The sequence below is a fragment of the Acetivibrio mesophilus genome (genome assembly GCF_004102745.1).
GTDB lineage: Bacteria > Bacillota > Clostridia > Acetivibrionales > Acetivibrionaceae > Hungateiclostridium > Hungateiclostridium mesophilum.
Map to the genome: position 1 here is coordinate 44554 of NZ_RLII01000016.1, position 22766 is coordinate 67319.

A 22766-nucleotide genomic window follows, 5' to 3' on the forward strand; every position below is an offset into this window, starting at 1 on the left:
ATTCAAAGAGGCTTAAACAAAAAGCAAGCAACAGGTTGTTGTTTGGCAGAATGGTAGAATGGATATCAATTATGGTACTAAGAAAAGTCTTATGACTTTAAATTAGCACGGGTAGAAAGGAAGGAAAACCAGATGATTATTGTAATGAAACCTAATTCAAAAGAAAGTGATATCAACGAGATATCGAAGGTACTTGGTTCTTTGGGGCTTGGTGTGCATATTTCTCAGGGCTCTGAAAGGACTATAATCGGTGTTATCGGTGACAAGAGAAAGCTTTCCGACATACCTTTAGAGCTTATGAGTGGTGTCGAAAAGCTGGTCCCTATCGTCGAGTCTTATAAGCTCGCGGGCAAGACCTTTAAGCCGGAGCCTAGTGTAATCGATGTCGGCGGTGTAAAAATCGGAGGCAAGGAGCTTGTTATCATGGCAGGGCCCTGTGCTGTTGAAAGCCGGGATCAGATTATATCTGCTGCCCAAGCCGTTAAGAAGGCCGGTGCACAGTTTTTGAGAGGCGGAGCCTTTAAACCGAGGACTTCACCTTATTCATTTCAGGGGCTTGAAGAAGAAGGATTGAAGCTCCTAAAAGAAGCAAAAGAAGCAACGGGACTTCTTATTATAACTGAGGTTACCTGCGAAAAAGCTGTTGAAATAGCTGACAATTATGTTGATATGTTCCAGGTTGGAGCAAGAAACGTTCAAAATTTCCAACTTCTTAGAGAGATTGGGCGCTCCAAAAAACCTGTTTTATTTAAGAGAGGTCCTTCAACTACTATAGATGAGTGGCTGAATGCAGCTGAATATATAATGAGTGAAGGTAATTATAACGTTGTTCTTTGCGAAAGAGGTATAAGAACCTTTGAAACAGCTACCAGAAATACATTGGATATAAGTGCGGTACCGGTGGTAAAAAGCATGAGCCATCTTCCGGTAATTGTTGATCCGAGTCATGCAGCTGGAAAGACCCAGTATATTCTTCCTCTTTCAAAGGCAGCAATCGCTGCGGGCGCAGACGGACTTATTATAGAAGTTCATCCGAATCCTAAATGTGCATTATCCGATGCAGCCCAACAACTTACTCCAGATGATTTTTATGATTTGTGTAAAGATATAAGTAAAATTGCCGAAATATTAGGAAGAGAGTTTCATTATGCAGGCTAAAAAGATATCCATTATTGGACTTGGACTAATTGGAGGCTCACTGGCAAGAGCACTGAAGGAGCGGCTTAACATTTCATCAATAACTGCAGTTGACAGCAATGAGAAAAGTCTCAGTCAGGCTCTAAAGGAAGGTTATATAAACGAAGGTTTTACCGAGCTAAACGATTCGGTATATAATTCTGACATTATTTTCATTTGTACTCCGATCAGGATTACTCTTGAGTATATAACCCAACTGCACGGCAAAGTGAAGCCCGGGTGTATCCTTACAGATACAGCAAGTACAAAGGGAGAAATAATAGATTATATAAATTCATTGGATAATCCCCCATGCTTTATTGGGGGCCATCCAATGGCAGGTACTGAGAAGGCAGGCTTTGCCTCAAGTTTCTCACACTTATTTGAGAATGCATATTATATTATGTCGCCTTCAAAAAACTGCTCCGAAGAATCCCTTGAGTCTTTGTCTGAAATGATTAAAGGTATTGGTGCAATACCGGTAAAGCTTGACTCTAAAGAACATGACATTATTACCGCAACCATAAGCCATGTACCGCATGTAATTGCTTCTGCCTTGGTAAACCTTGTGAAATTCTCCGATTCGCCTGACCGCAAAATGCAGATTTTGGCTGCAGGAGGGTTCAAGGATATAACAAGAATTGCATCATCGAACCCTACGATGTGGGAAAATATTATTTTGAGCAATGGGCAAATAGTAAAATCAACTTTAAATAAATTTACCGAGACAATAAATGCTTTTATTGAATATATTGATAATGAAAATTCAAACAGCATATACAATTTCTTTGAATCTGCAAAAAAGTTTCGGGATTCCATTCCAAGCAACAGGAAAGGACTCATCGAACCGCAAAATGAGCTTATTGTAGATGTTGTTGACAAACCCGGCATTATTGGAGAAATAGCAACTATCCTTGGAAATAACGGTATCAATATAAAGAATATTAATGTGTCAAACAGCCGGGAGTTTGAGCAGGGTTGCCTAAGAATTACGTTACCCGATTCTAGCAGTGTAGCAGACGCTTTTGAGCTGCTTTTAGGAAAAGGATATAAAGTGTTTAAAATTTGATATATCAATTTAAATATATATTTATCAGCAAAATCCGTACTACAACAAAAGCATCACTTATACTTATGGAATGGGGGAATAAGCGTGTTAATTGAGCAAAGGGATTCACTAAGAGGCGAAATAAACATACCCGGGGATAAATCCATTTCCCACAGGGCGATTCTTTTCGGCTCTTTAGCAAAAGGAACTACTGAAATTGATGGACTTATGATGGGTGAAGACTGTCTGAGTACCATCGACTGTTTCAGAAAGATGCAGGTAAGCATTGAAATACTCCCGAACAAGATAAAGATCCAGGGTAATGGTCTCTATGGTCTTAGACCGCCCTCAGCTCCTTTAAATGCCGGGAGGTCCGGTACTGCGTTGAGACTTCTTTTGGGTGTGCTCTCAGGTCAGCCTTTCTCCTCTGTGCTTACCAGAAATGAATCAGCTCTGAGGAAATCTGTCGGTAAAGTTGTGGCTCCGTTAAGACATATGGGAGCAAACATTAATGGAAGGGAGAACGGAAACCTTTGTCCGCTTTCAATCCAGCCGGCAAAACTGACTGGGAAAACCCATAATGTTTCCCTTTTAGACACATATATTAAGTCTCCGCTCCTCATTTCCGGACTTTATGCCGAGGGAGAAACCAAGGTAATTGAAGAAGTAAAATCAAGAGACCATTCAGAGCTTATGTTGAACTATTTTGGAGCCGATCTCAAAATTAACGGTCTAGAGGTAACCTCCCGCAGGGTCGAAAACTTATATGCACAACATATTGAAGTGCCCGGTGACATTTCAATTGCTGCATATTTTATAACAGCAGGTCTGATAGTGCCAAATTCTGATATAGTAATCAAAAATGTCGGCATCAATCCTACAAGAGCCGGAATTCTTGATGTATACAAATCAATGGGAGCAAAAATCGAGCTTCTCAATGAACGTATTGTCAGCAACGAAAAGGTGGCTGATATCAGGGTTGTATCCTCATCTCTTAATGCAACAACCATTGATGGCAGCATGATACCAAGGCTGATAGACGAAATACCTATTATTACTGTTGCTGCTTCCATTGCTAAAGGAACTACAACAATCACTGGTCTCAAAGGCTTTAAGACGAAGGAATCGGGCAAACTCAGCCGTATGATAACCGAACTTTCCAAGCTTGGAGCTTCATTACACGAGACGGATGATGGAGTAGTAATTGAAGGTAAAGGCTCTCTTAAGGGCACAATCGTAGAAGGCCACAATGATGCCGCAATTACCATGTCCCTTTGTGTCGCAGGTCTTGTTGCCGAAGATGAAACCAACATCAGAAAGACTCAGATACTTGATATTGCATACCCCGAATTTATAACTGTTTTAAATAGACTATAATTCCAATTTGCCAATAAAAGCTGGGGACATCGAGTCCCCTCGCTTTGGCCTCTTTCATTTCATTCCAAGAGGCCAAATACAAAAACCGGATGCAACAAAGGTTGACCGGTTTTTTTGTGCTTTATTTTTCTATTTTAAGCATTTCATTTAATCTATATCCCAAGACCATAAGGCTGTCACTTAAGTGAACATTCTCGATTATCACATCATAGGGGAGCTTTAAATCCATAGGAGAAAAATTCCACAGCCCTTTAACTCCGAGGCATGCCACCCTGTCAGCTATAGCTGGAGTATGTTCGTATGGGACACAAAGGATCGCAATATCAACTCTATTTTCCATTATAAACCTATCCATACTATCAAGGCTCATAATCTCTATATCCCTTATTCTCTTCCCTATTAACTCCGGATTTACATCAAAAATACCTGTAAGCTTAAAACCTCTTTTTTCAAAATTGGAGTAATTGGCAAGGGCTTGCCCCATATTCCCGGCTCCAATGATAATAACTTTAAAAGTTTCATTCACGCCAAGAATATTGCCTATTTCATTATACAGGTACTCAACATTATATCCGTAACCCTGCTGTCCGAATCCGCCAAAGCAATTTAAATCCTGACGTATCTGAGATGCAGTTATTCCCATCCTAGAGCTTAGTTCCTTTGATGATATCCTTGTTATCCCAAGTCTCAATAAATCGGAGAGATATCTGTAGTACCTGGGCAAACGTTTGATCACTGCCATAGAAATTTTTTTCTCTAAACTCATCGCTTTCACCTCAAAGTTTTTTGTTGGAACAACTTTACATCAACACCCGAGTAATTGTGATTATAACATCTTTGTTATTTTATTGTCAATATTGCTAAGAGCCAGTATTTTTGCTAAAATGGATTAGGTTCGCGTTCAAAAGACTGTAATTTATGTGTTTTTACATTCTTATTTTAGTATATTTTTTATATGTAATTTACTATATTTGGTTTTAAAGGTGATGGAGTATGATAGTTTTAGGCTGCAACAATATAAGTCTGTCCTTTGGTGTCAGAGAAATTTTAAAAGATATTTCTTTCAGCATTAATGATACTGACAAGGTTGGCGTTGTTGGAGTAAATGGAGCCGGAAAATCTACACTTTTTAAAATAATAATCGGAAAATACCTGCCCGACAGCGGAGAAATCTATACAGCCAAAAACTCAAAGCTCGGTTACCTTGAGCAAAACTCCGGTCTGGATTCATCCAATACCATACTTGATGAGGTTCTTGCGGTATATTCCCACTTTACTGAGATGGAATCTCGTATGAAGGACTTGGAAAAATCGATGAGCACCGAAAAGGATGAAGGTCGGCTGCATTCAATCATGAAGGAGTATTCACGATTGACCGATGAATATACCCGTTTAGGAGGCTTCGAATATAAGAGCCGAGCAAAGGGTGTTTTGAAGGGCCTGGGATTTGAAGAAGACCAATTTTCATTAAATGCCAAGAATTTGAGCGGAGGCCAGAAAACAAGGCTTGCCTTGGCAAGGCTTCTTCTTACGGAACCTGATATCCTTCTTTTGGATGAGCCTACAAACCACCTTGATATAAATGCCATAGAATGGCTGGAAGAGTTTTTATCAAACTACAAAAAGTGTGTGCTGGTTATATCCCACGATAGATATTTTCTCGACAGAATCACCAACAAAACACTGGAAATTGAAAACTGTGAATGCAAGCTGTACAACGGCAATTATTCAACTTATTTGAACAAAAAAGCTGTTGACAGGGAGATTCAGCAAAGGCACTATGAGCTGCAGCAGAAGGAAATTGCACGAATGGAGGCATTCATAGAACAGCAGAGAAGATGGAATAGAGAAAAAAATATCATTGCTGCAGAAAGCAGACAGAAGGCCATAGACCGAATGGAGAAAATCGAGGCTCCCAAAAGCCTGCCGCAAAAAGTCAGAATGGAGTTCAAAAGCAGAATAGCCAGCGGAAATGATGTTCTCTTTGTGGAAGGCCTTGGAAAGGAATACCCCGGCAAGCCATTATTTAAAGACGTGAAATTTAACATCAGAAAAAAGGAAAGAGTATTCATTTTAGGTCCCAATGGCTGCGGAAAGTCTACCCTTCTAAAAATACTTACAGGAGAAATTGACAGCTATAAGGGGAGCTTCCGATACGGGCACAACGTAAATCTCGGCTATTATGATCAGGAACAGGAAGAACTAAACCCTAATAATACATTGATTGATGAGGTGTGGAGTGCCGATGAAAAGCTTTCAGAGACAGAGATCAGAAATGTTCTGGCAATGTTTCTTTTTAAAGGAGAAGATGTCTTAAAGCCGATTTCCACTTTAAGTGGCGGTGAAAAAGGCCGAATTTCCCTTATCAAGCTGATGCTCTCTGAGGCTAATCTACTCATACTTGATGAGCCCACAAACCATCTTGATATAAACTCGAGGGAAATCCTTGAGAATTCCCTTTCGGATTATGACGGTACTCTGCTCATTGTATCCCATGACAGGTACTTTATAGATAAACTTGCAACCAGAATTATTGAACTTCGTGAAACTTCCTGCATTGACTACAACGGCAATTACACCGAGTTTCACGAATATAAGAGCAAGCTGAATTTGAGCTCGGACAATCAATCCAAAAGTGCCAAAGTAACCTCGGCAAAAATGGAGCACATTGCAACAAAGGAAGAAAGGGCGAGGAAAAGAAAGCTTGAAAAACAGCTGTCTGAGACAGAAAAAGAAATCAACACCACTGAAGCCCGAATAAAAGAGATTGAGCAACAGATGACCCAGGAAGAAATTATTAGCGATCATGTAAGGCTGATGGAGCTTCATAACGAGCTAAATGGGCTTAATTCAAGGCTTGAAGAGCTGTACGAACTCTGGGATGACCTAATGTCTCAAAACAATGAATAGCATTGCTGTATTGTGCAGTAAAAAACTGTGATTTTATTTTGAACATTCAACAGGCTGTATGAATATACTGAATATGAAGATTTATACTTTCATAAAGGAATGATGAATCAAATGTGGTATATCGTGCAGCCAGGAGATTCACTTTATACAATTTCACAAAGATTTGGAGTTACAATTGCACAGATAAGGAGTGCAAATCAACTGACAGGCAACATTATCTATATAGGCCAGCGCCTGTATATACCTGTAGGAAATCAAGCGCCTATCGTATACACCGTAAGAGCCGGTGATACATTGTATCTTATAGCCCGAAGATACAACACTACCGTAGACAGCATTATGGCTCTTAACAACCTTACCACTTCTCAGCTCAGAATAGGCCAACAGTTGACCATACCCCTTTATACCGAAGTGGTGGTCAATGTAAATACCGCAAATATCCGCAGAGGCCCAGGAACCAACTTCAGCGTAATTGCGCAGATGACAAACGGTGCAAAGCTCCCGGTTATCGGTTTTAGCAACAACTGGTATCAGGTACGCCTCTTTGACGGAAGAGAGGGATGGATTTCAGGAAGCATCGTAACCCGCAATGTGTACAGCGGAAGCAAGCCCATAACTGGGATATTGGGGTTCTATACCCTTGAAGAAGGTCCTTCCCTTCCAAGCTCTTTTACATCCTTTGTGAACAACACGGGACAACTTTCCTCGACCGCATTATTCATGTTTAGAATCAGCGCCAACAACCCAACTACCATTGAAAAATTCGGAGAGTTTACCGATCAGGATGTTCGCAACCTAGTAGCAATAGCCCACAGGAACAATGTCCAAATTATGCCTGTGGTCCATAATCTACTGTACAGACCGGGGGGAACTACTCTTGCCAAAGATGTTGTAAAGGTCCTGGTTTCAGACCCGCGTAACAGAAATGCCTTTGCCTTAAACCTTGTAAATCTCATAGAAAGATACGGTTTTGACGGTGTGAACATTGACATAGAGGATGTATATATTGAGGATAGTGATAACCTTTCCCTCCTCTATACCGAGATTGCGGAAGTATTACGGCCGAGAGGATATTTCTTCTCTGCATCGGTTCCTTCAAGGATAAGTGACGCGCCTTTCAACCCCTTCTCCGATCCATTTAATTACAGTGTTATCGGCAGAGCCGTGGATGAATTTGTGGTAATGCTATATAACGAATTCGGATGGCCGGGAAGCCCGCCGGGACCAGCGGTTACAATAGGCTGGATGGAGCGCGTTTTAAGGTATACCATGACCAAAATGCCTCGGGATAAGATTGTTGCAGCCGTGTCTGTATTCGGATTTGATTTTAACCTTACAACAGGCAGAAATACTTATGTAACTTATCAAGCGGCAATCAACCTTGCCCAAAGGTATAATAGTGAAATCATATTCAACGAGGAAAGACAGACACCCATGTTCTCCTATCAGGATGCACAGGGAAACCAGCACGAAGTATGGTTTGAGGACGACCGCAGCTTATTGTCCAAAATTCAGCTTGCTTGGGATCTCGGCATAAAAGGCGTTGCCTTATGGCGTCTTGGAATGGAGGATCCGGGCATCTGGACCATGCTTCGAGACCAAGTAGTGGTAAGAAAATTTTAGAAAAGGCAAAAACCTAAAGGCAGAGCAAAATCAGCCAAATCAGCCAAATAGATTCGGAGGTAAATAATTGCTTAATTAATTACCTCCCCTTCAAATATTTTTCTTTTTTGATCCGCAGACAGGACAGCTTTGAAGAGCAAGGGGAACCTCAAGCCCGCATGCGTCCATCAATTCTTCATCTGCAAGAATTTCCGATGTCAAGCCATCTGCTGCTATTTTGCCTGCTTTTATTACAATAGTTCTTTTGCAAATTTCAAATACCATATCCAAATCGTGACTGGTTATTATTTTAGTATGCTCAAAACCTTTAAGAAGTTCCATTACCCTTCTCCTGGATTTGGGGTCAAGGCTTGAGGTAGGCTCATCCATGATCAGTACATCCGGTTGCATTGACAGGACTGTTGCAATTGCTGCTGCCCTTTTCTCTCCTCCGGACAGTTTATAAGGAGCACGATCTTTTAGGTGGGATATCCCAACCATATCCAAAGATTGCATCACCCTATTCTCAACTTCTTTTTCATCAAGCCTGTAATTACGGGGGCCGAAGGCCACATCATCATAAACTGTTGTCATGAATAATTGATCGTCCGGATCTTGAAAAACCATTCCAAGCCTTTGGCGGATTAGGGGCAATGTTTTTTTCGTGACATGAACATCGCCAACCATTACCTCCCCCTGGCTTGGAAAAAGGACTCCCATAAGCAGCAGAAGCAAGGTGGATTTTCCTGCACCGTTTTCTCCTACAATTCCAACCGACTCCCCATGATGAATAATGAAGGACATTTCATTAATTGCTTTATGACCGTCCGGATAGGTAAAACTCAAATTCTTTACTTCAAGCTTATGATGACTCATTTATTTTATCACTCCTGTAAATAATGTACCTATCAGCATAGGTATGTTATACATCCTCGTCACTACAAAGAATAACAGCCATCCGACAAGATAGAGAATATCAGCCATTTTGAACTTTATGTGTTCTCCTGTATTATACTCACCTGTAAAACCTCTGACACACATAGCTCGGTAAACCCTCTGTGCCCTGTCAAAGGTCCTTAATACAAGCTGTCCTGCAAAGGAGCCCCAGTCACTTATGTGAATGCCCTTTTGCAGTGGAGAACGCAAGGCATATGCCCTTAACATCCTCTCCGCCTCTTCCATCAAAACGGATATATATCGATATGTCAATAGGAGCTGCAAAACGAATAGCCTTGGTATTCTCAGCATCCTTAAAGCTGCTGCCAGCCTATCCATCCCTGTGGTAGCCACAAGCAAAAGCACAGAGGCAACAGTCAATCCACTTTTGATAAAAATAGATAAAAAGGTAATCCAGCCCGTTGAAAGGGTAAGCCCTGCCAAAACGAAGGTTTTTTTTTCAAAGAACGGATTCAATATTCCAATTCCAATGATAAATGGCTCAACAATTAGAAGCCTTTTAAATATAGGCGCTATCGGAAGCTCTGCAAGGGTAATAATAATTACGGGATACAAAAATAAAGGAAGAAGCCTTTCAATTTCATATCTTCCAAAGGACGCAACCATAGTCAAAAAGGCGAGGGTTACTATTAGCTTTACCAGCGGATGCAGTTTGTGAACGAAAGTTTCCTTTCGGGCCAAATCATCCAAATGCTCTATATTGTATAATGAATTACTTATGCTTGACATATATAATCACAATCCCAACCGAAAAATAACAAAAGACTCCAAGAGGCTAAACAAAAGCAGGGTTATACGCCCTGCCTCTTGCTTATCTTAAGCCGTCGCATTTTGCTTTCTTTTTTTACTATACCAATCATCAAGCCAATGAATACTGCAAATGCAAGAGTCAATACCCCTCCGACAATGCCCGAAACACTGGTTCCCAAATCTACATCAGGCCATGCTCCTTCAGCCTCATCGCCGTCTGCTTCTTTTTCATTTTCGTTCTCCCTTGCCCTAAAGCCATAATCCGGTAAAAACGCGGTTTTTTGCTGTATTTTCGACAATGTATCATAAATATCACCGTGGGCTTCCAATTCTGCTGTCCCAGCGGTCTTTTCGATAGACCATTCCAGTCCGTCGGGATTTGATGAAGCAAACCAAGAAAGAGCTCCCCCAACAATTATAGTTGCAATTGAAAGTACAGTCAAAACTTTCTTTATGGATATACTGCCAAGTCCTCCTCCATCATCTGCTCTTTCAATTATTTCAGGCCTTTCCCTCCATACAAAGGTAACAACCGCTGCTGTTACAAGTCCCTCAACAACCCCAATGGCAAGGTGTATAGGCTGCATCAATAATACAAAGGTTCCGAAAGGCAGCTCTGTTTTCCCCGACAAAAGTGTCTCAATTACAACACTAAAGGATCCCATTTGAAGTCCGATCAGAGACGATATCATTGACGCCCAAAAGATTCTCTTGGAATTAATCCCCTTTCGGGTAAGCCATTTATAGATATAAGGATATGATATAAAGCACGTGAAAAAGCCTAAATTGAATACATTACAGCCAAAGGCAAGCAATCCTCCGTCTCCAAAAAACATTGCCTGGATTAACAAGATTGATGCCATAGTCAGAAATCCAGCATATGGTCCAAGCAATATAGCAAGAAGCATACCCCCTCCAAGATGGCCACTTGAACCTGTTCCCGGTATTGAAAAGTTAATCATCTGAGCGGCAAAAACAAATGCTCCCATGACCCCCATTAAAGGTATTTTCTTTTCATCCATGTCATGCTTTGTTTTTTTAATTGAATAGGCTACAGCTCCCGCAGTAACAGCCAACATAGTACCACCCACAGCCGGTGAAATCAGAGCATCAGCCATATGCATATAAAGTCCCCCCTTAAAATAAAATCTCGGGACGTCGAGTCCCTTCGCTTTTGCCTCTTTCATTTCATTCCAAGAGGCCAAAATTAAAAACCCAAAAAGGACTATTTCATATAGCCTCTTTTCGGGTTCATCCCAATATTGATAAAATATAAACTATTAATATCTTAAAGCCTTCATGACCTTATTTCCTTATTTAATATACCATAACATCCAATTATCCGTCAATGATTTACTATTACTCAAAATACTTCACTATCCCTTCTTTTATTGCCATGGCCAGCTTTTCCTGATAGTCCTTGTCGGCCAGCTTCTGCTCTTCCTCCCTGTTGGAAAGGAAACCACACTCAACTATCACCGTAGGAACCTTTAAATTTCTGAGAATTATTAGTTTTGTATCCTTTACCAGCGCCTCTCTTTTATTGTCAGGGTCAATATTCTCTCTCAGTGACTTCTGAATAATATCCGCAAGTTTCTTGCTATCTTCGGATCTTGGCGGGAAGAAAACCTGAGCTCCATGATACTGGGTCTGGCTAAACTTATTCAAATGTATGCTTACCGCAATATCAGCCCCTGATTCATCTATCAATTTTTTGCGTCCTGTGAGGTCCTGCCCCCTTTTACTATCATATCCCTTGGTCCCTTCCTTATACTTGAGAACATCCTCTTCCCTGGTCATAATAACATTAAAGTTTTCTGCCTCCAGCAGCTCCTTAACCCTCTTTGCAATAACAAGATTTACATCCTTTTCTTTAAGTCCACTGTAGTCACTGACTGCTCCCGGGTCTTCTCCCCCATGACCCGCATCAATTACAATGGTTCTTTTTACTGTATTATCATTTGCAACCTCAAGTGCATTCTGTCCCGATGCTATGTTAAGGCTTATTATCATTACCGACAGCAAAAAGATTAAGCCTATCAAAGCTATCTTATCTTTTTTTATTACTAGAATCATGCGGCCCTCCCCCTAATATGAATCAATTTGATTTGTGATTTATACAATAAGCATATTCACAAACAGGTTGGCCATATACTATCTATATTAGGATTGATTAAAAAGCTTTTTTAGAGTGTATTTATACTTTTATAGCTCGTACCCCTCAATTATCTCTTTTAACTTGCATCTGTCAAACTTTCCGGCACACTCCCTTGCCCGCTTCAAATCCTCCCGGGCTTTATCCCAGTTACCCAATTTTCTGTGCAGCTTGAGCCTTTCAATATAACCCTTTGCCGCTTCGTAGTCGGATTCCAACTGATGCGATAGAATTATAGACTCGTCAATCAGCTTGAAGGCACTTTCATTCTGCTCCATATAGGCCAAAATCCTTGCATTCAGTCTTAAGGCTTTAAGCCTTCTAATGTCGCTCTTTATCTCCTGTGCTATTTGGGCTGCCTTTTTACAATCTTCAATGGCAGCCTCTATCTTGCCTTGCATAAACTCATGCAATGCTTTATTTCTGTAGCAATCGCTTAAATATAATACTTCCTCAGCTTCAGTAAAGATTTTAAAAGCAGCGTCAAGCATCTTCCTGACATTGCCATCCATTTTATTCTCAATGTACATCCTTGCAGTGCTTAGATGGTAAATACCTTCACCTATCGGCACTTTTAATTCTCTAGCTATTTCAAAAGACCTATTGTAATATTCCAAAGCCTTATAATCAAGGCCTCTCTTAAACATTATTTCTCCAATGTTGGCAACGGCAATGCATTCATTAAGCCTTGAAGATATTTCCCGGGACATTTCCACAGCTTCATTAAATAATATCTCCGCTTTATCAAACAGTCCCTTATTCAAATATAATATGCCAAGGTTTGTACATCCGGCAATATATCCCTGCTGGTCCGATATCTTCTTTGAAATTTGGATGGACCTGTCAAAGAATTCTTGGGCTTTCGAGATCATTCCGGTAGCATGGTAAATTGCTCCTAGATTTCCCGATACCTTTGACATTATTGCAAGATTATTTATTTTCTCAGCATATTTATACGACTTATCAAGGCACAATAGAGAGTTGGTAACATCCCCCTTTGTGTAGTATATGATTCCCGCTTGGTTCATGGTTTCGGACAGGTTTTCGAAGTCCTTCATCTTTATTAGCAGCTGTTCCGATTTTTGGGCTATTGCAAGGGCATCGGTGTCGCCTAGGATTCTTAAAATGCTACATTTCATCTGCAATAGCTTTCCATAAAGAGTGTTTTCCTCTTTTATCTTAGGCTGAAGGTCTTCTAGGATTTTAAGGGCATCATCGTACATGTCCGTCTCTTTGTATATATCTGCAATCATAAGCTTTATAGAATATATATCATCGTACAGGGTCGCAATTTCAAGGGCTTTATCCAAATTGCTCAGTGACCTGTTATAGTCGGCCATAATGAAATTAATATATGCCATATCCCTGTAAGCATCCAATACCCTTGAATCCATTTTCGTACTGCCTTCTTGTAAAACCAACTGCAGAAAATGGTTGTAGTATTGCAGAGAACTGGGGAAATTATAATTTTCTCTGTCTTTTATTGCAGTCTTATAGCTGTACTCCGCAGCTTTTTTATTCTGCCCCGATTTTCTAAAGTGAGTAAAAAGGATCTCATAATAGCCTTCCAATTCACCGCAGTATTTTGCTTCTATCAGTTCTCCTATCCTTTGGTGAAGCTCCCTTTTATCCTTATTGAGAATGCTGTCATATATGACTTCCCTCTCCACGTCCTGGTTAAAAACAAATATCTTCTCCACAGCACCTAATGCAGTGTATGCTTCCTTAAGGGAAATGATGTTAAGACGCACAGGAAGCCTTATAAGGTCGTTAACCTCATCACTGTCCATCTCCAACAGCGGACCTAAAAGCGAAAGACTGAACTTGTTGCCCATAACAGATGCAGCTTGAAGGAAGTTTCTTTCAGCTTCATTCATCTCCGATATATTGGAAAGAATAAGGCTCTGAATATTATTGGGAAGAGATATGGCTTTATTGGAATCTATACTTCCAATACCCTTCTTCACTACAAAGCTTTCCGACCTTTTGATGCTTTGTATAAACTCGTATATATACAACGGGTTACCGTTGGTAAACTTCATAATTTCCTTAAACAAGCTTTCATCAATTTCTTCGCAGTCAAGGAGTTTGCATGCCAGAGTGCCAATAGCATTTTCCGTCAAAGGCTGGAGCTTTAAGGTGTGATAGTTTATGTACGAAAGGGGCCCTATTTCTTCCAACTCGTATCGGGAACTAAAGATAAAAGTGATATTAATCAATGACAGGGACTTTATTAGCTCCCTCAAAATTTGCAATGAATTGGTATCGGACCAGTGCATGTCATCTACGACTATTACCATTCTGAACTTTTGTGAGAGCTTTATAAAGAAAAGCGAAAGCTGCTTTATTATTTCCTTTCTTATATTCTCAAAGCTCATAGAATTTAATATGTTCTGAAACTCATTATTTCTCTTAAGGCCCAACACAAGTCCAATAAAGTTGCAATTTCTTTCTATTTCCTCCTCGCTCAAATCGGCCATTATGTAGTCCAAGAAGGAAACTAGCCTTCGCTGTCTGACACTGGAGCTTTCTGCAGAATTAATATTCATTATTTTCATGAGAATACTAGAAACAGTATAATAAACCTTGTTCTGGGAAAAGGAATTTAAGTCCACCCAAACCTTCTTGATATCCTGATCCAGCTTTGATAAAAACTCTTGAAGAAGGCTGGTCTTTCCCACCCCTGCCTCACCGATAATATTTATACATTTTGTGGAGGTATTTAAGCTGTCATTGTATATGGATACAAGAAGCCCCAGTTCCTTTTCTCTTCCGATAAACACTTTTTTGCTATCATAGTCATATTCCGCACTTATTTCTATAGGAGAATAGCACCTCACAGCCTTTTCCTTGTTCTTCACTTTTATCTCCATCGGCTCCGAATATTTAATGATTCCTTTGGTCTCACTAAACACCGACTCCGATACCAGAACAGTTCCCCTGTCTGCATTGGACTGAAGCCTTTGCGCAGTATTTACAATATCACCCATTACAGTGTAATCTCTGTCAAAGGTGTTTCCAATGCTACCGGTAACCACCAGTCCATAATTTATTCCTATCGAGAGATCTAAAGACAGTCCTTTTGATGAGAGCCTTTCCACAGAGAACTCCCGAATCAAACTCATCATTCTCATTGCGCATATTACGGCTCTCTTCGCATCATCACTATGTATATATTTTGCTCCGAAAAGTATCATTACACAGTCGCCTATATACTTATCAATAGTACCTTCCAGCTCATACACGGGTTTGGTAATATAATCAAAGCAGTCATTTATAAGCTCCCTTACCTCCTCCGGATCCAGCTTTTCCGACAGAGCTGTAAATCCTGAAACATCCGCAAATATAACTGCAACATTCTTGCGGTTTTCGGAAAGGGTATCAAAGTTTTGTATTGTGCTCTGGGGCTCAACCTGTGCAAGCTTGGCGCCACAGTTGAAACAATACTTACCCATAAGGGGATTAAGAGAATTGCAGGACGTACAAACTTTATCAAACTTGACACCACACAACTGGCATTCATTCAATTCACTGCCATAAAGTTTTATGCCGCAATTAAAACAAATCATTGCAAGTCCCCCCGCAAACCAAATATTCATACACAAACTTTAGAAAAATATATCCTGTTCACCTTTTTAAGTTCAAAACACTATTAATGTATAATATATTTATCGATTTTTTCCGATTCTTATTTAGAGATTTCAGCATTTTGCATAGAGTTGTGTTATAAAGTCATACTGTGAGGAGTAATAAAATGTTGCAAGAGTCTGTATTTTTATTAGCCAATTTAGACAACCCAGAATGTGAGACTTTTATTAGCCTAATTAAAACCAGTTTTCCACATACCCATGTTTTTTCAGACCGGGATGATTTTTTAGGCATCATAGAACGCCTTGCACCAAAAGGTTCAAAGGATACGCCTCCTTTATCTGTTGTATTCGTGGAGTATTCTATCTTTGTGGAATTTTTGCCTCGCCTCAACAAAATATTAGGGAAATTGGATTGCATACTTGTTGTTTTCAGCAGCGAAAGGGCTGTTTTAGAAGAAGCGGAAAATGTTTTTGAGTACATATACACAAAACACTTCAGCATGCCTTTTTTCCTAAGTAAACTGAAAAACGAGATTTCCAACAGGCAAAAGATTAATTATCTCAAGTACGAAATCAAGGAATTTTATGGAATCGGAAAGTCTTTATCCTCGGAAAAGGATGCTGTAAAACTTCTTGACATGATTATAACAAGCAGTATTAACCTTACATCCTCCGATGCCGGAACCATTTATCTTGTGATTGACAAAAATTCTTATAGCTGGACATCAGTAAAAGATGGTGACTGCGAGGATAAAATCCTCAAATTTGTTATCGCAAAGAACATGAGTGTTGATATAAATTTGGAGGCCTTTACGTCGCCAATAACGAAAGAAAGCATCTTCGGCTATTCAGTCATTACAGGTCAGACCATAAAGATTGATGATGTCTACAAACTTCCCCCCAATCTTGACTACCGTCACAACGACAGCTTTGACGTGCATACGGGCTATATTACAAAATCTATCCTTACTATACCCATGAAGAATCATGAAAACCGTATTTTAGGTGTGATTCAATTGATTAATAAAAAGAAGTTCAAAGATGAAATTATAGATTATTCAAACCCCGATGCATTGTCCAATATAATTTCCTACGACTATACTGACGAGCTGCTTATGAATTCCCTGGCAGGACAAGCTGCAGTTGCTCTTCAAAACAACCTTCTATACAGGGACATGAAAAAGCTTCTTGACAGCTATAAGATACAAAATAGTGAGCTTGAGATACTAAGCAAAAAAATTCTGAAGGCACACGAGGAAGAGCGCAAGAGAATAGCAAGGGAAATACATGATGGACCAGCTCAAGCTATGGCAAATTTGTCGTTAAAGGTTGATCTTGTGAAAAAGCTAATGCAAAACTCCGAATACGAAAAAAGCACCCAGGAACTGGATAATCTTAACACTGCTATAAAATCCACATCAAAGGAAATAAGAACTCTTCTTTACGATTTAAAACCCTCATTCCTAGATGCCGGACTTATAGCAGCTCTCCAGAACAGGTTTGGCATTTTTGAAGAAAATACTGGCATTAAGGTAACCTTCAATGTCTCAGGAGATGATTCCCAAATCGAGTATTACCTCGCATCAACCCTTTACAGGATGGTTCAGGAATCTCTTTCAAACATACACAAACATGCCGATGCCAAAAATGTAACCGTTGACTTCAGCATAAACGATAACATAATCTATGTTACGCTAACCGACGACGGAGTGGGCTTCGATACAATGCAGCAATTGAAAAAGTCTCCTGGCATAAGAGGAGGATTTGGTCTTGGAGGACTTAGGGAACGTGCGGAATTGGTTAAGGGCAAGGTGGACATAAAATCCTGCCCCGGCAAAGGTACCTGTATATCAATTTGCATTCCCCTTTGATTCTTCTTCGTTTAGCGAAGCGGCATTTATAAGGATTTTTGTATAGGGATGGACAGGATTATTAATTATATCCTCCGTCCTTCCTGTTTCTACAATTCTTCCCCCCAGCATTACAGCTATTCTGTCGCTTATGCTGCTTAAAACCCTTATATTATGCGTAATAAAAACATATGAAATGCCGTTCTCTTTCTTTAGCTTCATAAACAGCTCCAATATCTGCATCTGTGAAACGGTGTCAAGATAAGCGGTAGGCTCATCACATACTATGATTTTCGGATTCATAATTACAGCTCTTGCTATTCCCACTCTTTGCCTCTGGCCCCCGCTTAACTGATGGGGATATCTGTCCTTTAAGCTCTCATCGAGCCCCACCTTTTGAAGACAGCGTGCCACCTCCTCTACCCTATTCCAGCGATTCTTACCTAAAATCATGTCCATTCCTTCTGCCACTATATCCTCTATTCTCATCTGAGGATCTATAGATGAAAAAGGGTCCTGAAAAACCATTTGGACATGACGAGGATAATCCCTCCGTCCAAATATGTCCGTACCTTCAAATACAACCTTCCCGGACAACGGCTTTTGAATCCTGGTCACAATTCTTGCCAAAGTTGACTTACCGCTTCCGCTCTCCCCCAAAATGCCAAGGGTTTCACCCTCAAAAACCTCCAAGGATATATCGTCAACAGCCCTTATTATATTCCCTCTTCCGTTTTTATAATGCATGCTGAGATTTTGAACCTCAAGAACAGGTTTTTTATTTTCCTTTATTACGCTATGCTCTTTCATTATGATGGAATTCTTGCTATCTATAGAATCTTTGCTTTTTTTGAAATTGCCCATCATACAGGCTCTAATAAGACAAGATGCTGCTTTTGATTTGGGACTGTCAAAGACCTTTCGGATACATCCTTCCTCAGCAATTCTTCCCTTTTCAATAATCACCACTCTATCGGCCAACCTTGATGCAAGCTGCAAATCATGGGTAATAAAAACCACTGATATCCCCTCTACCCTTGCCAAATCCTTTATCAGCCTAATAATTGAGGCTTGGGTAATCACATCAAGGGAGCTTGTGGGCTCGTCGGCTATTATTATCCTCGGCCTGCACGATGCTGCAATGGCAATTGCACCCCTTTGGGCCATTCCACCGCTCAATTGATGAGGATAGCTTTTCATATAGGCGGAAGGGTTATTTATCTTAAGCTTTTCAAGAAGGTCCTCCATTAATAGAATTGCTTCTCTTTTCCTGACTTTCTTATGTCTTATGGGAGCTTCGTTCAATTGTACACCCATTTTTAGAACCGGATTGAGATAGGAAAGGGGCTCTTGGAATATCATGCCTATTTTGGCTCCACGGATTTTAGACAATCGTTTTTCCGGCAATGCGTTTATATCCTCTTCTTCAAAGAGTATTATCCCATTAGTTTTAAACTTTTTAGGATCGTTGAGCCGCAAAACAGAGCGTGCCAGCATACTTTTACCGCTTCCAGACTCCCCAGCCACAGCAAGGATTTCTCCTTCAAAAACATCCATATTAATGTTATCGAGTATTTTATTTTTCCCGCAAAAGAGAGAAAAGTCTCTTATCTTAAGAAGCGCATTCATATATTAGACCACCTTGTCTAAAAATCCTAGGATTTTGAATCCAGCACTTTTTGAAGTGCATCACCCAATATGTTTAGGCTTATCATTATAAGTGCAATAAATAAAAGGGGTATGAATATCACCCAAGAGTAGTAGTTTATGTTTACATACTTAAACCCTTCATTCACCAAAGTTCCAAGGCTTGCAGCCGGGGGCTTTATACCAATGCCCAGAAAGCTTAAGGTACTCTCGGCAAAAATTGCTGAAGGTATATTAATCATCAAATTTACAAGAATCGGTCCACTGCAATTGGGCAGTATATGCTTTAACATTATTTGTGGCCTCTTTGCGCCCAATACCTTTGCCGCCTGTACAAACTCCATTTCTTTCAAAACAAGAGTCTGTCCCCTTACAACTCTTGCCGCAGTTGTCCAGTCGGTCAGTGAAAGAGCAAATATCACCGAAAGCTCATTGTTGCCCATGAGGAGAGTAATTAATACAACAACGACAAGGTTGGGAACAGAATACATGACGTCGGCAAATCTCATCATAACCTCGTCAACAAGGCCGCCAAAAATCCCTGCCACACCTCCGTACAACGTACCTATTAGCATCTGTATAAATGCTACAAGCACGCCTATGGCAAAAGATATTCTAACCCCATGCCAGACCCTTACAAACAGATCCCTCCCAAACTCATCGGTGCCAAACCAGTGCCCGCCGGTAAAAGGCGGGAGGAATTTGCTATCCGCATCATGGCTGTAATAGTCATAGTGCGAGACTACAGGTATAACAATAGCCGCCAATACCACCACTGTAATAAAAATTGCGCAGACTAGTGCTGCCCTGTCCTTTGACAAACCCAAAGCAACTTTTTTTATGAAATACAACATGACATCTTCTCCCGTAATCCTACTTTCTTGAAACAATCCTCACCCTTGGGTCAACAACAGCATAAATTATATCCGTCAAAGTATTTGCAAGAACTACAAGAAACACAGTAAACACCGAAAGCCCCACCACCATTGTATAGTCCTTATCTTGAACACTGGATACAAAATACTGTCCCAGTCCCGGTATGGAAAAGATATTTTCAATCACAAAGGAACCCATAATTATTGAGGTGATAAGAGGGCCTGAAATTGAAAGAAGCGGAAGGACAGCATTTTTCAGAGCATGCCTTATTACCACTTCCATATGTGTCATACCCTTTGCCCGGGACATGATTATGTAATTCTGATTTAGCGTATCCTTTATACCTGCTCTGAGCATTTTTGCCATCATACCCATTGCTCCGATCGCAAGAGCAATGGAAGGCACAACAGTATACCTGAAGCTTCCCCATCCCGTTATGGGGAAAATACTGTATCCAATACCTGTAATACTTTGCAGCGCCTCGGATAACCGGAAGGAAACAAGGTATTGAAGTAGCATTCCCATCACAAAGCCGGGCATTGATATCGCCAGCATAGTAACCGCAAGAACAAGATAATCCATCACCTTATTATTATGAAGAGCGGGCAAAAGCCCCATCAACAAACCTGCCGAAACAGCCAGTGCAACTGCTCTAATCCCCAAATCCAATGATACAGGAAATGCCCTTTTAATAATGGAACTGACGCTCCGGTTCTTATAAATCATGGATATCCCCAAGTCGCCCTTAAGGAGGTTTTGCATATACATAATATACTGCCTGTGCAAAGGCTCATTCAGCCCGTATTTTTCATTAAGGTTCTCCATTATCTGAGGGTGTATCATCTTGTCCGAACCAAAGGGCCCGCCCGGAAGACTCTTAATTAGCACAAAGGTAAAGGTTGCCGCCAGAAACATTGTGATTAAAAAGAATATTATTCTTTTAACAATGAAACGTATAAATTCCAACTCTTCATCACCTTTTTCCAGGTTCCTTTATACTTTATTCAATGTATGTCCAATACAAATCTATATCCTGTATACCGCTACTGCCTCTAACCAACCCTTTTACCCCGGACCTTACTGCATAACTGTTCTGGGCAAAATATACCGGACAGACAGGCATGTCGCTCATGGCCACTTTTTCCGCCTCCACCAAAAGGCTCATCCTCTTCTCCAAGTCTTTTTCTCCTATGATTCTATCTAAAAGCTCATCAAAATGGGAATTGACGTAATATGCCACGTTATAGTAGTTTGATGATGAGAATACCTCCAAATACGCCCGTGGATCGTTGTATTCCCCTGACCACATAAGAAGCGACATCTGATAATCACCTTGCATCATTTTTTCCGCCATGGCATCAAAGGACATTATCTGTATTTCAACCTCCACTCCCAGATTCTTTCTCCACATATCCTGAATTACCTGGGCATCCCTTTTTGACGTTTCCTTGTCATCTGCTAGAATGCTTAGCTTGGGCATATCTGAAAGATTCAATTCCTTAAGGCCTTGTGCCAATAGCTCCTTTGCCTTTTTTACGTCATTATCCTTAAACAAATCTCCCGCCTGATCCCTGAAATAACCTTCATATCCTCTTACCATGGGGCTTACAAAACCCAAAGCCTCCTGAGAGCCATCCCCCAGCACCTTCTCCACAAAGGTTTTTCGATCTAAGGCATAGGAAAGGGCTTTCCTGATGTTCCCATTCCTAAGTATAGGGTCCTCGTTGTTCATAGATATGTACTCTACAAGTCCTACATCATAGCTTCCCACCTGATAACCGCTTTTTTCAAACTCCTTTATCAATAGGGGATCGATTATCTCCACCATGTCAATCTCCCCTGCTTTGAAGGAGTTTATGGCTGCAGTGTTCTCGCGTATCATACAGAATTTTATTCTATCAAGCTTGATATTCTCCGAATTCCAATATGTTTCGTTTTTTGTCAGAATGATACTCTCGTCATGGTTCCATTCCTCTATCTTAAAAGGTCCATTGCCCAAAAGGGCTTTTGCTTCCGATCCGTATTTCGATATATTGTCATTGGAAATCTGTCTTTCGAAAAATTCTGAATTTATGGGCATATATACACTATTGCAGACAAGATCCAAAAAATACGGAGTAGGATCTATAAGGGTAACGCTCAGAGTTTTTTCATCCTTTACATAAATTGCAACATCCCCAGCCTTTCCCTCTCCATAGGCGTATTCTTTAGCTCCCTCTATGCAAAAAAGGAGATAAGCCATATAAGATGGTTCATGATACTTTGGCTTAGGATCTAAGGCACGCATCCAGGCATCTTTGAAATTCTGGGCAGTAACACCGGTTCCATCCCACCACACCGCATCATCCTTGAGATAGAAAGTATATGTCAACCGATCATCGCTTATTACATATTCTTTTGCGACTCCCGGTATGGGGGTTCCGTCTTTGTCCTTTCGCATCAACCCTTCAAAAGTAGCATTTATTACTCTCATTGGAACCACATCATAGGCCAATTGGGGATCAAGAGTTGACGGTTCTTCTCCAAGATTTATGTTTACTTGATTAAACCCAGCCTCTGCGGTGCCGCATCCCGATAAAGCAATGCTCATGGTGATAAAGACAACTAACAACAAGGCATAACCTGTTATAATCTTCATTTTTTTGCCTCCTTATGATAGTTCTATGGACAACGCAGATCTATTTGAGACTGCATACGTTGTCCAATGTCCTAAATCTATATATTTAATTAATTTAACGAAAACGATTTACATATTACCAAACCATTGCTTTACGAAATTATTTGATTTGTCTATATTAGATATGCTCTGTTTTAATTTCCTGTGGCGA

At 40.4% G+C, this 22766-nt stretch carries 16 protein-coding genes; 6 read left to right on the plus strand and 10 right to left on the minus strand.

Annotation, left to right across the window (positions count from 1 at the left end; genetic code table 11):
* Positions 1-132: 132 nt before the first annotated feature.
* From aroF to aroA, 3 genes are all read left to right on the plus strand, one after another.
* Positions 133-1158 (plus strand): 3-deoxy-7-phosphoheptulonate synthase, encoded by a 1026-nt coding sequence (gene aroF, locus EFD62_RS11755; protein WP_069194844.1) that lies wholly within the window; start codon positions 133-135, stop codon positions 1156-1158.
* Positions 1148-2245, plus strand: a complete 1098-nt coding sequence (locus EFD62_RS11760; protein WP_069194845.1) for a prephenate dehydrogenase — start codon at positions 1148-1150, stop codon at positions 2243-2245. Before aroF ends, EFD62_RS11760 begins: the two co-directional genes overlap by 11 nt.
* Before the next feature lie 84 nt (positions 2246-2329).
* On the plus strand, positions 2330-3601 hold the full coding sequence (gene aroA, locus EFD62_RS11765; RefSeq protein ID WP_083225174.1) for a 3-phosphoshikimate 1-carboxyvinyltransferase: 1272 nt from the start codon (positions 2330-2332) through the stop codon (positions 3599-3601).
* Between the two features lie 121 nt (positions 3602-3722).
* Here the strand turns inward: aroA and EFD62_RS11770 are convergent, their stop codons facing one another.
* Positions 3723-4367 carry a redox-sensing transcriptional repressor Rex gene (locus EFD62_RS11770; RefSeq protein ID WP_069194847.1) on the minus strand — a complete coding sequence of 215 codons (645 nt, stop codon included), beginning with the start codon at positions 4365-4367 and terminating at the stop codon, positions 3723-3725.
* 227 nt (positions 4368-4594) lie between these two features.
* On the opposite strand from EFD62_RS11770, the gene EFD62_RS11775 reads away from it, so the two are divergent.
* Both EFD62_RS11775 and EFD62_RS11780 read left to right on the plus strand, forming a co-directional pair.
* Positions 4595-6511: an ABC-F family ATP-binding cassette domain-containing protein gene (locus EFD62_RS11775; protein ID WP_128706177.1), complete on the plus strand. Its 1917-nt coding sequence runs from the start codon at positions 4595-4597 to the stop codon at positions 6509-6511.
* A 111-nt stretch (positions 6512-6622) separates the two neighbouring features.
* The gene (locus tag EFD62_RS11780; protein ID WP_069194849.1) at positions 6623-8134 is read left to right on the plus strand and encodes a LysM peptidoglycan-binding domain-containing protein; all 1512 of its coding nucleotides are present in this window, start codon (positions 6623-6625) and stop codon (positions 8132-8134) included.
* Positions 8135-8224: 90 nt separating this feature from the next.
* Here EFD62_RS11780 and EFD62_RS11785 read toward each other — a convergent pair whose 3' ends face one another.
* The 5 genes from EFD62_RS11785 to EFD62_RS11805 form a co-directional block, all read right to left on the minus strand.
* Positions 8225-8989 (minus strand): energy-coupling factor ABC transporter ATP-binding protein, encoded by a 765-nt coding sequence (locus tag EFD62_RS11785; protein WP_128706178.1) that lies wholly within the window; start codon positions 8987-8989, stop codon positions 8225-8227.
* Entirely contained in the window at positions 8990-9799 is an 810-nt protein-coding gene (gene cbiQ / locus EFD62_RS11790; RefSeq protein WP_128706179.1) for a cobalt ECF transporter T component CbiQ, read from the minus strand.
* A gap of 62 nt (positions 9800-9861) precedes the next feature.
* A complete protein-coding gene (locus tag EFD62_RS11795) occupies positions 9862-10944 on the minus strand; it encodes an energy-coupling factor ABC transporter permease (RefSeq protein ID WP_128706180.1) in 1083 nt (360 codons plus the stop codon).
* Positions 10945-11179: 235 nt separating this feature from the next.
* Positions 11180-11896: an N-acetylmuramoyl-L-alanine amidase CwlD gene (cwlD, locus tag EFD62_RS11800; protein ID WP_069194853.1), complete on the minus strand. Its 717-nt coding sequence runs from the start codon at positions 11894-11896 to the stop codon at positions 11180-11182.
* Positions 11897-12025: 129 nt separating this feature from the next.
* Positions 12026-15544 (minus strand): adenylate/guanylate cyclase domain-containing protein, encoded by a 3519-nt coding sequence (locus tag EFD62_RS11805; protein ID WP_128706181.1) that lies wholly within the window; start codon positions 15542-15544, stop codon positions 12026-12028.
* Between the two features lie 185 nt (positions 15545-15729).
* Between EFD62_RS11805 and EFD62_RS11810 the strand changes: the two genes are divergently transcribed.
* On the plus strand, positions 15730-17436 hold the full coding sequence (locus EFD62_RS11810; protein ID WP_128706182.1) for a GAF domain-containing sensor histidine kinase: 1707 nt from the start codon (positions 15730-15732) through the stop codon (positions 17434-17436).
* Here EFD62_RS11810 and EFD62_RS11815 read toward each other — a convergent pair.
* The 4 genes from EFD62_RS11815 to EFD62_RS11830 are packed head-to-tail and all read right to left on the minus strand — an operon-like array spanning position 17416 to position 22576.
* Positions 17416-19044, minus strand: a complete 1629-nt coding sequence (locus EFD62_RS11815) for an ABC transporter ATP-binding protein (protein WP_069194856.1) — start codon at positions 19042-19044, stop codon at positions 17416-17418. The genes EFD62_RS11810 and EFD62_RS11815 overlap by 21 nt on opposite strands.
* 26 nt (positions 19045-19070) lie before the next feature.
* Positions 19071-19916, minus strand: a complete 846-nt coding sequence (locus EFD62_RS11820; protein WP_069194857.1) for an ABC transporter permease — start codon at positions 19914-19916, stop codon at positions 19071-19073.
* Positions 19917-19935: 19 nt separating this feature from the next.
* Positions 19936-20904, minus strand: a complete 969-nt coding sequence (locus EFD62_RS11825; RefSeq protein ID WP_235832640.1) for an ABC transporter permease — start codon at positions 20902-20904, stop codon at positions 19936-19938.
* 34 nt (positions 20905-20938) lie between these two features.
* On the minus strand, positions 20939-22576 hold the full coding sequence (locus EFD62_RS11830) for a peptide ABC transporter substrate-binding protein (protein ID WP_128706183.1): 1638 nt from the start codon (positions 22574-22576) through the stop codon (positions 20939-20941).
* Between the last annotated feature and the right edge of the window lie 190 nt (positions 22577-22766).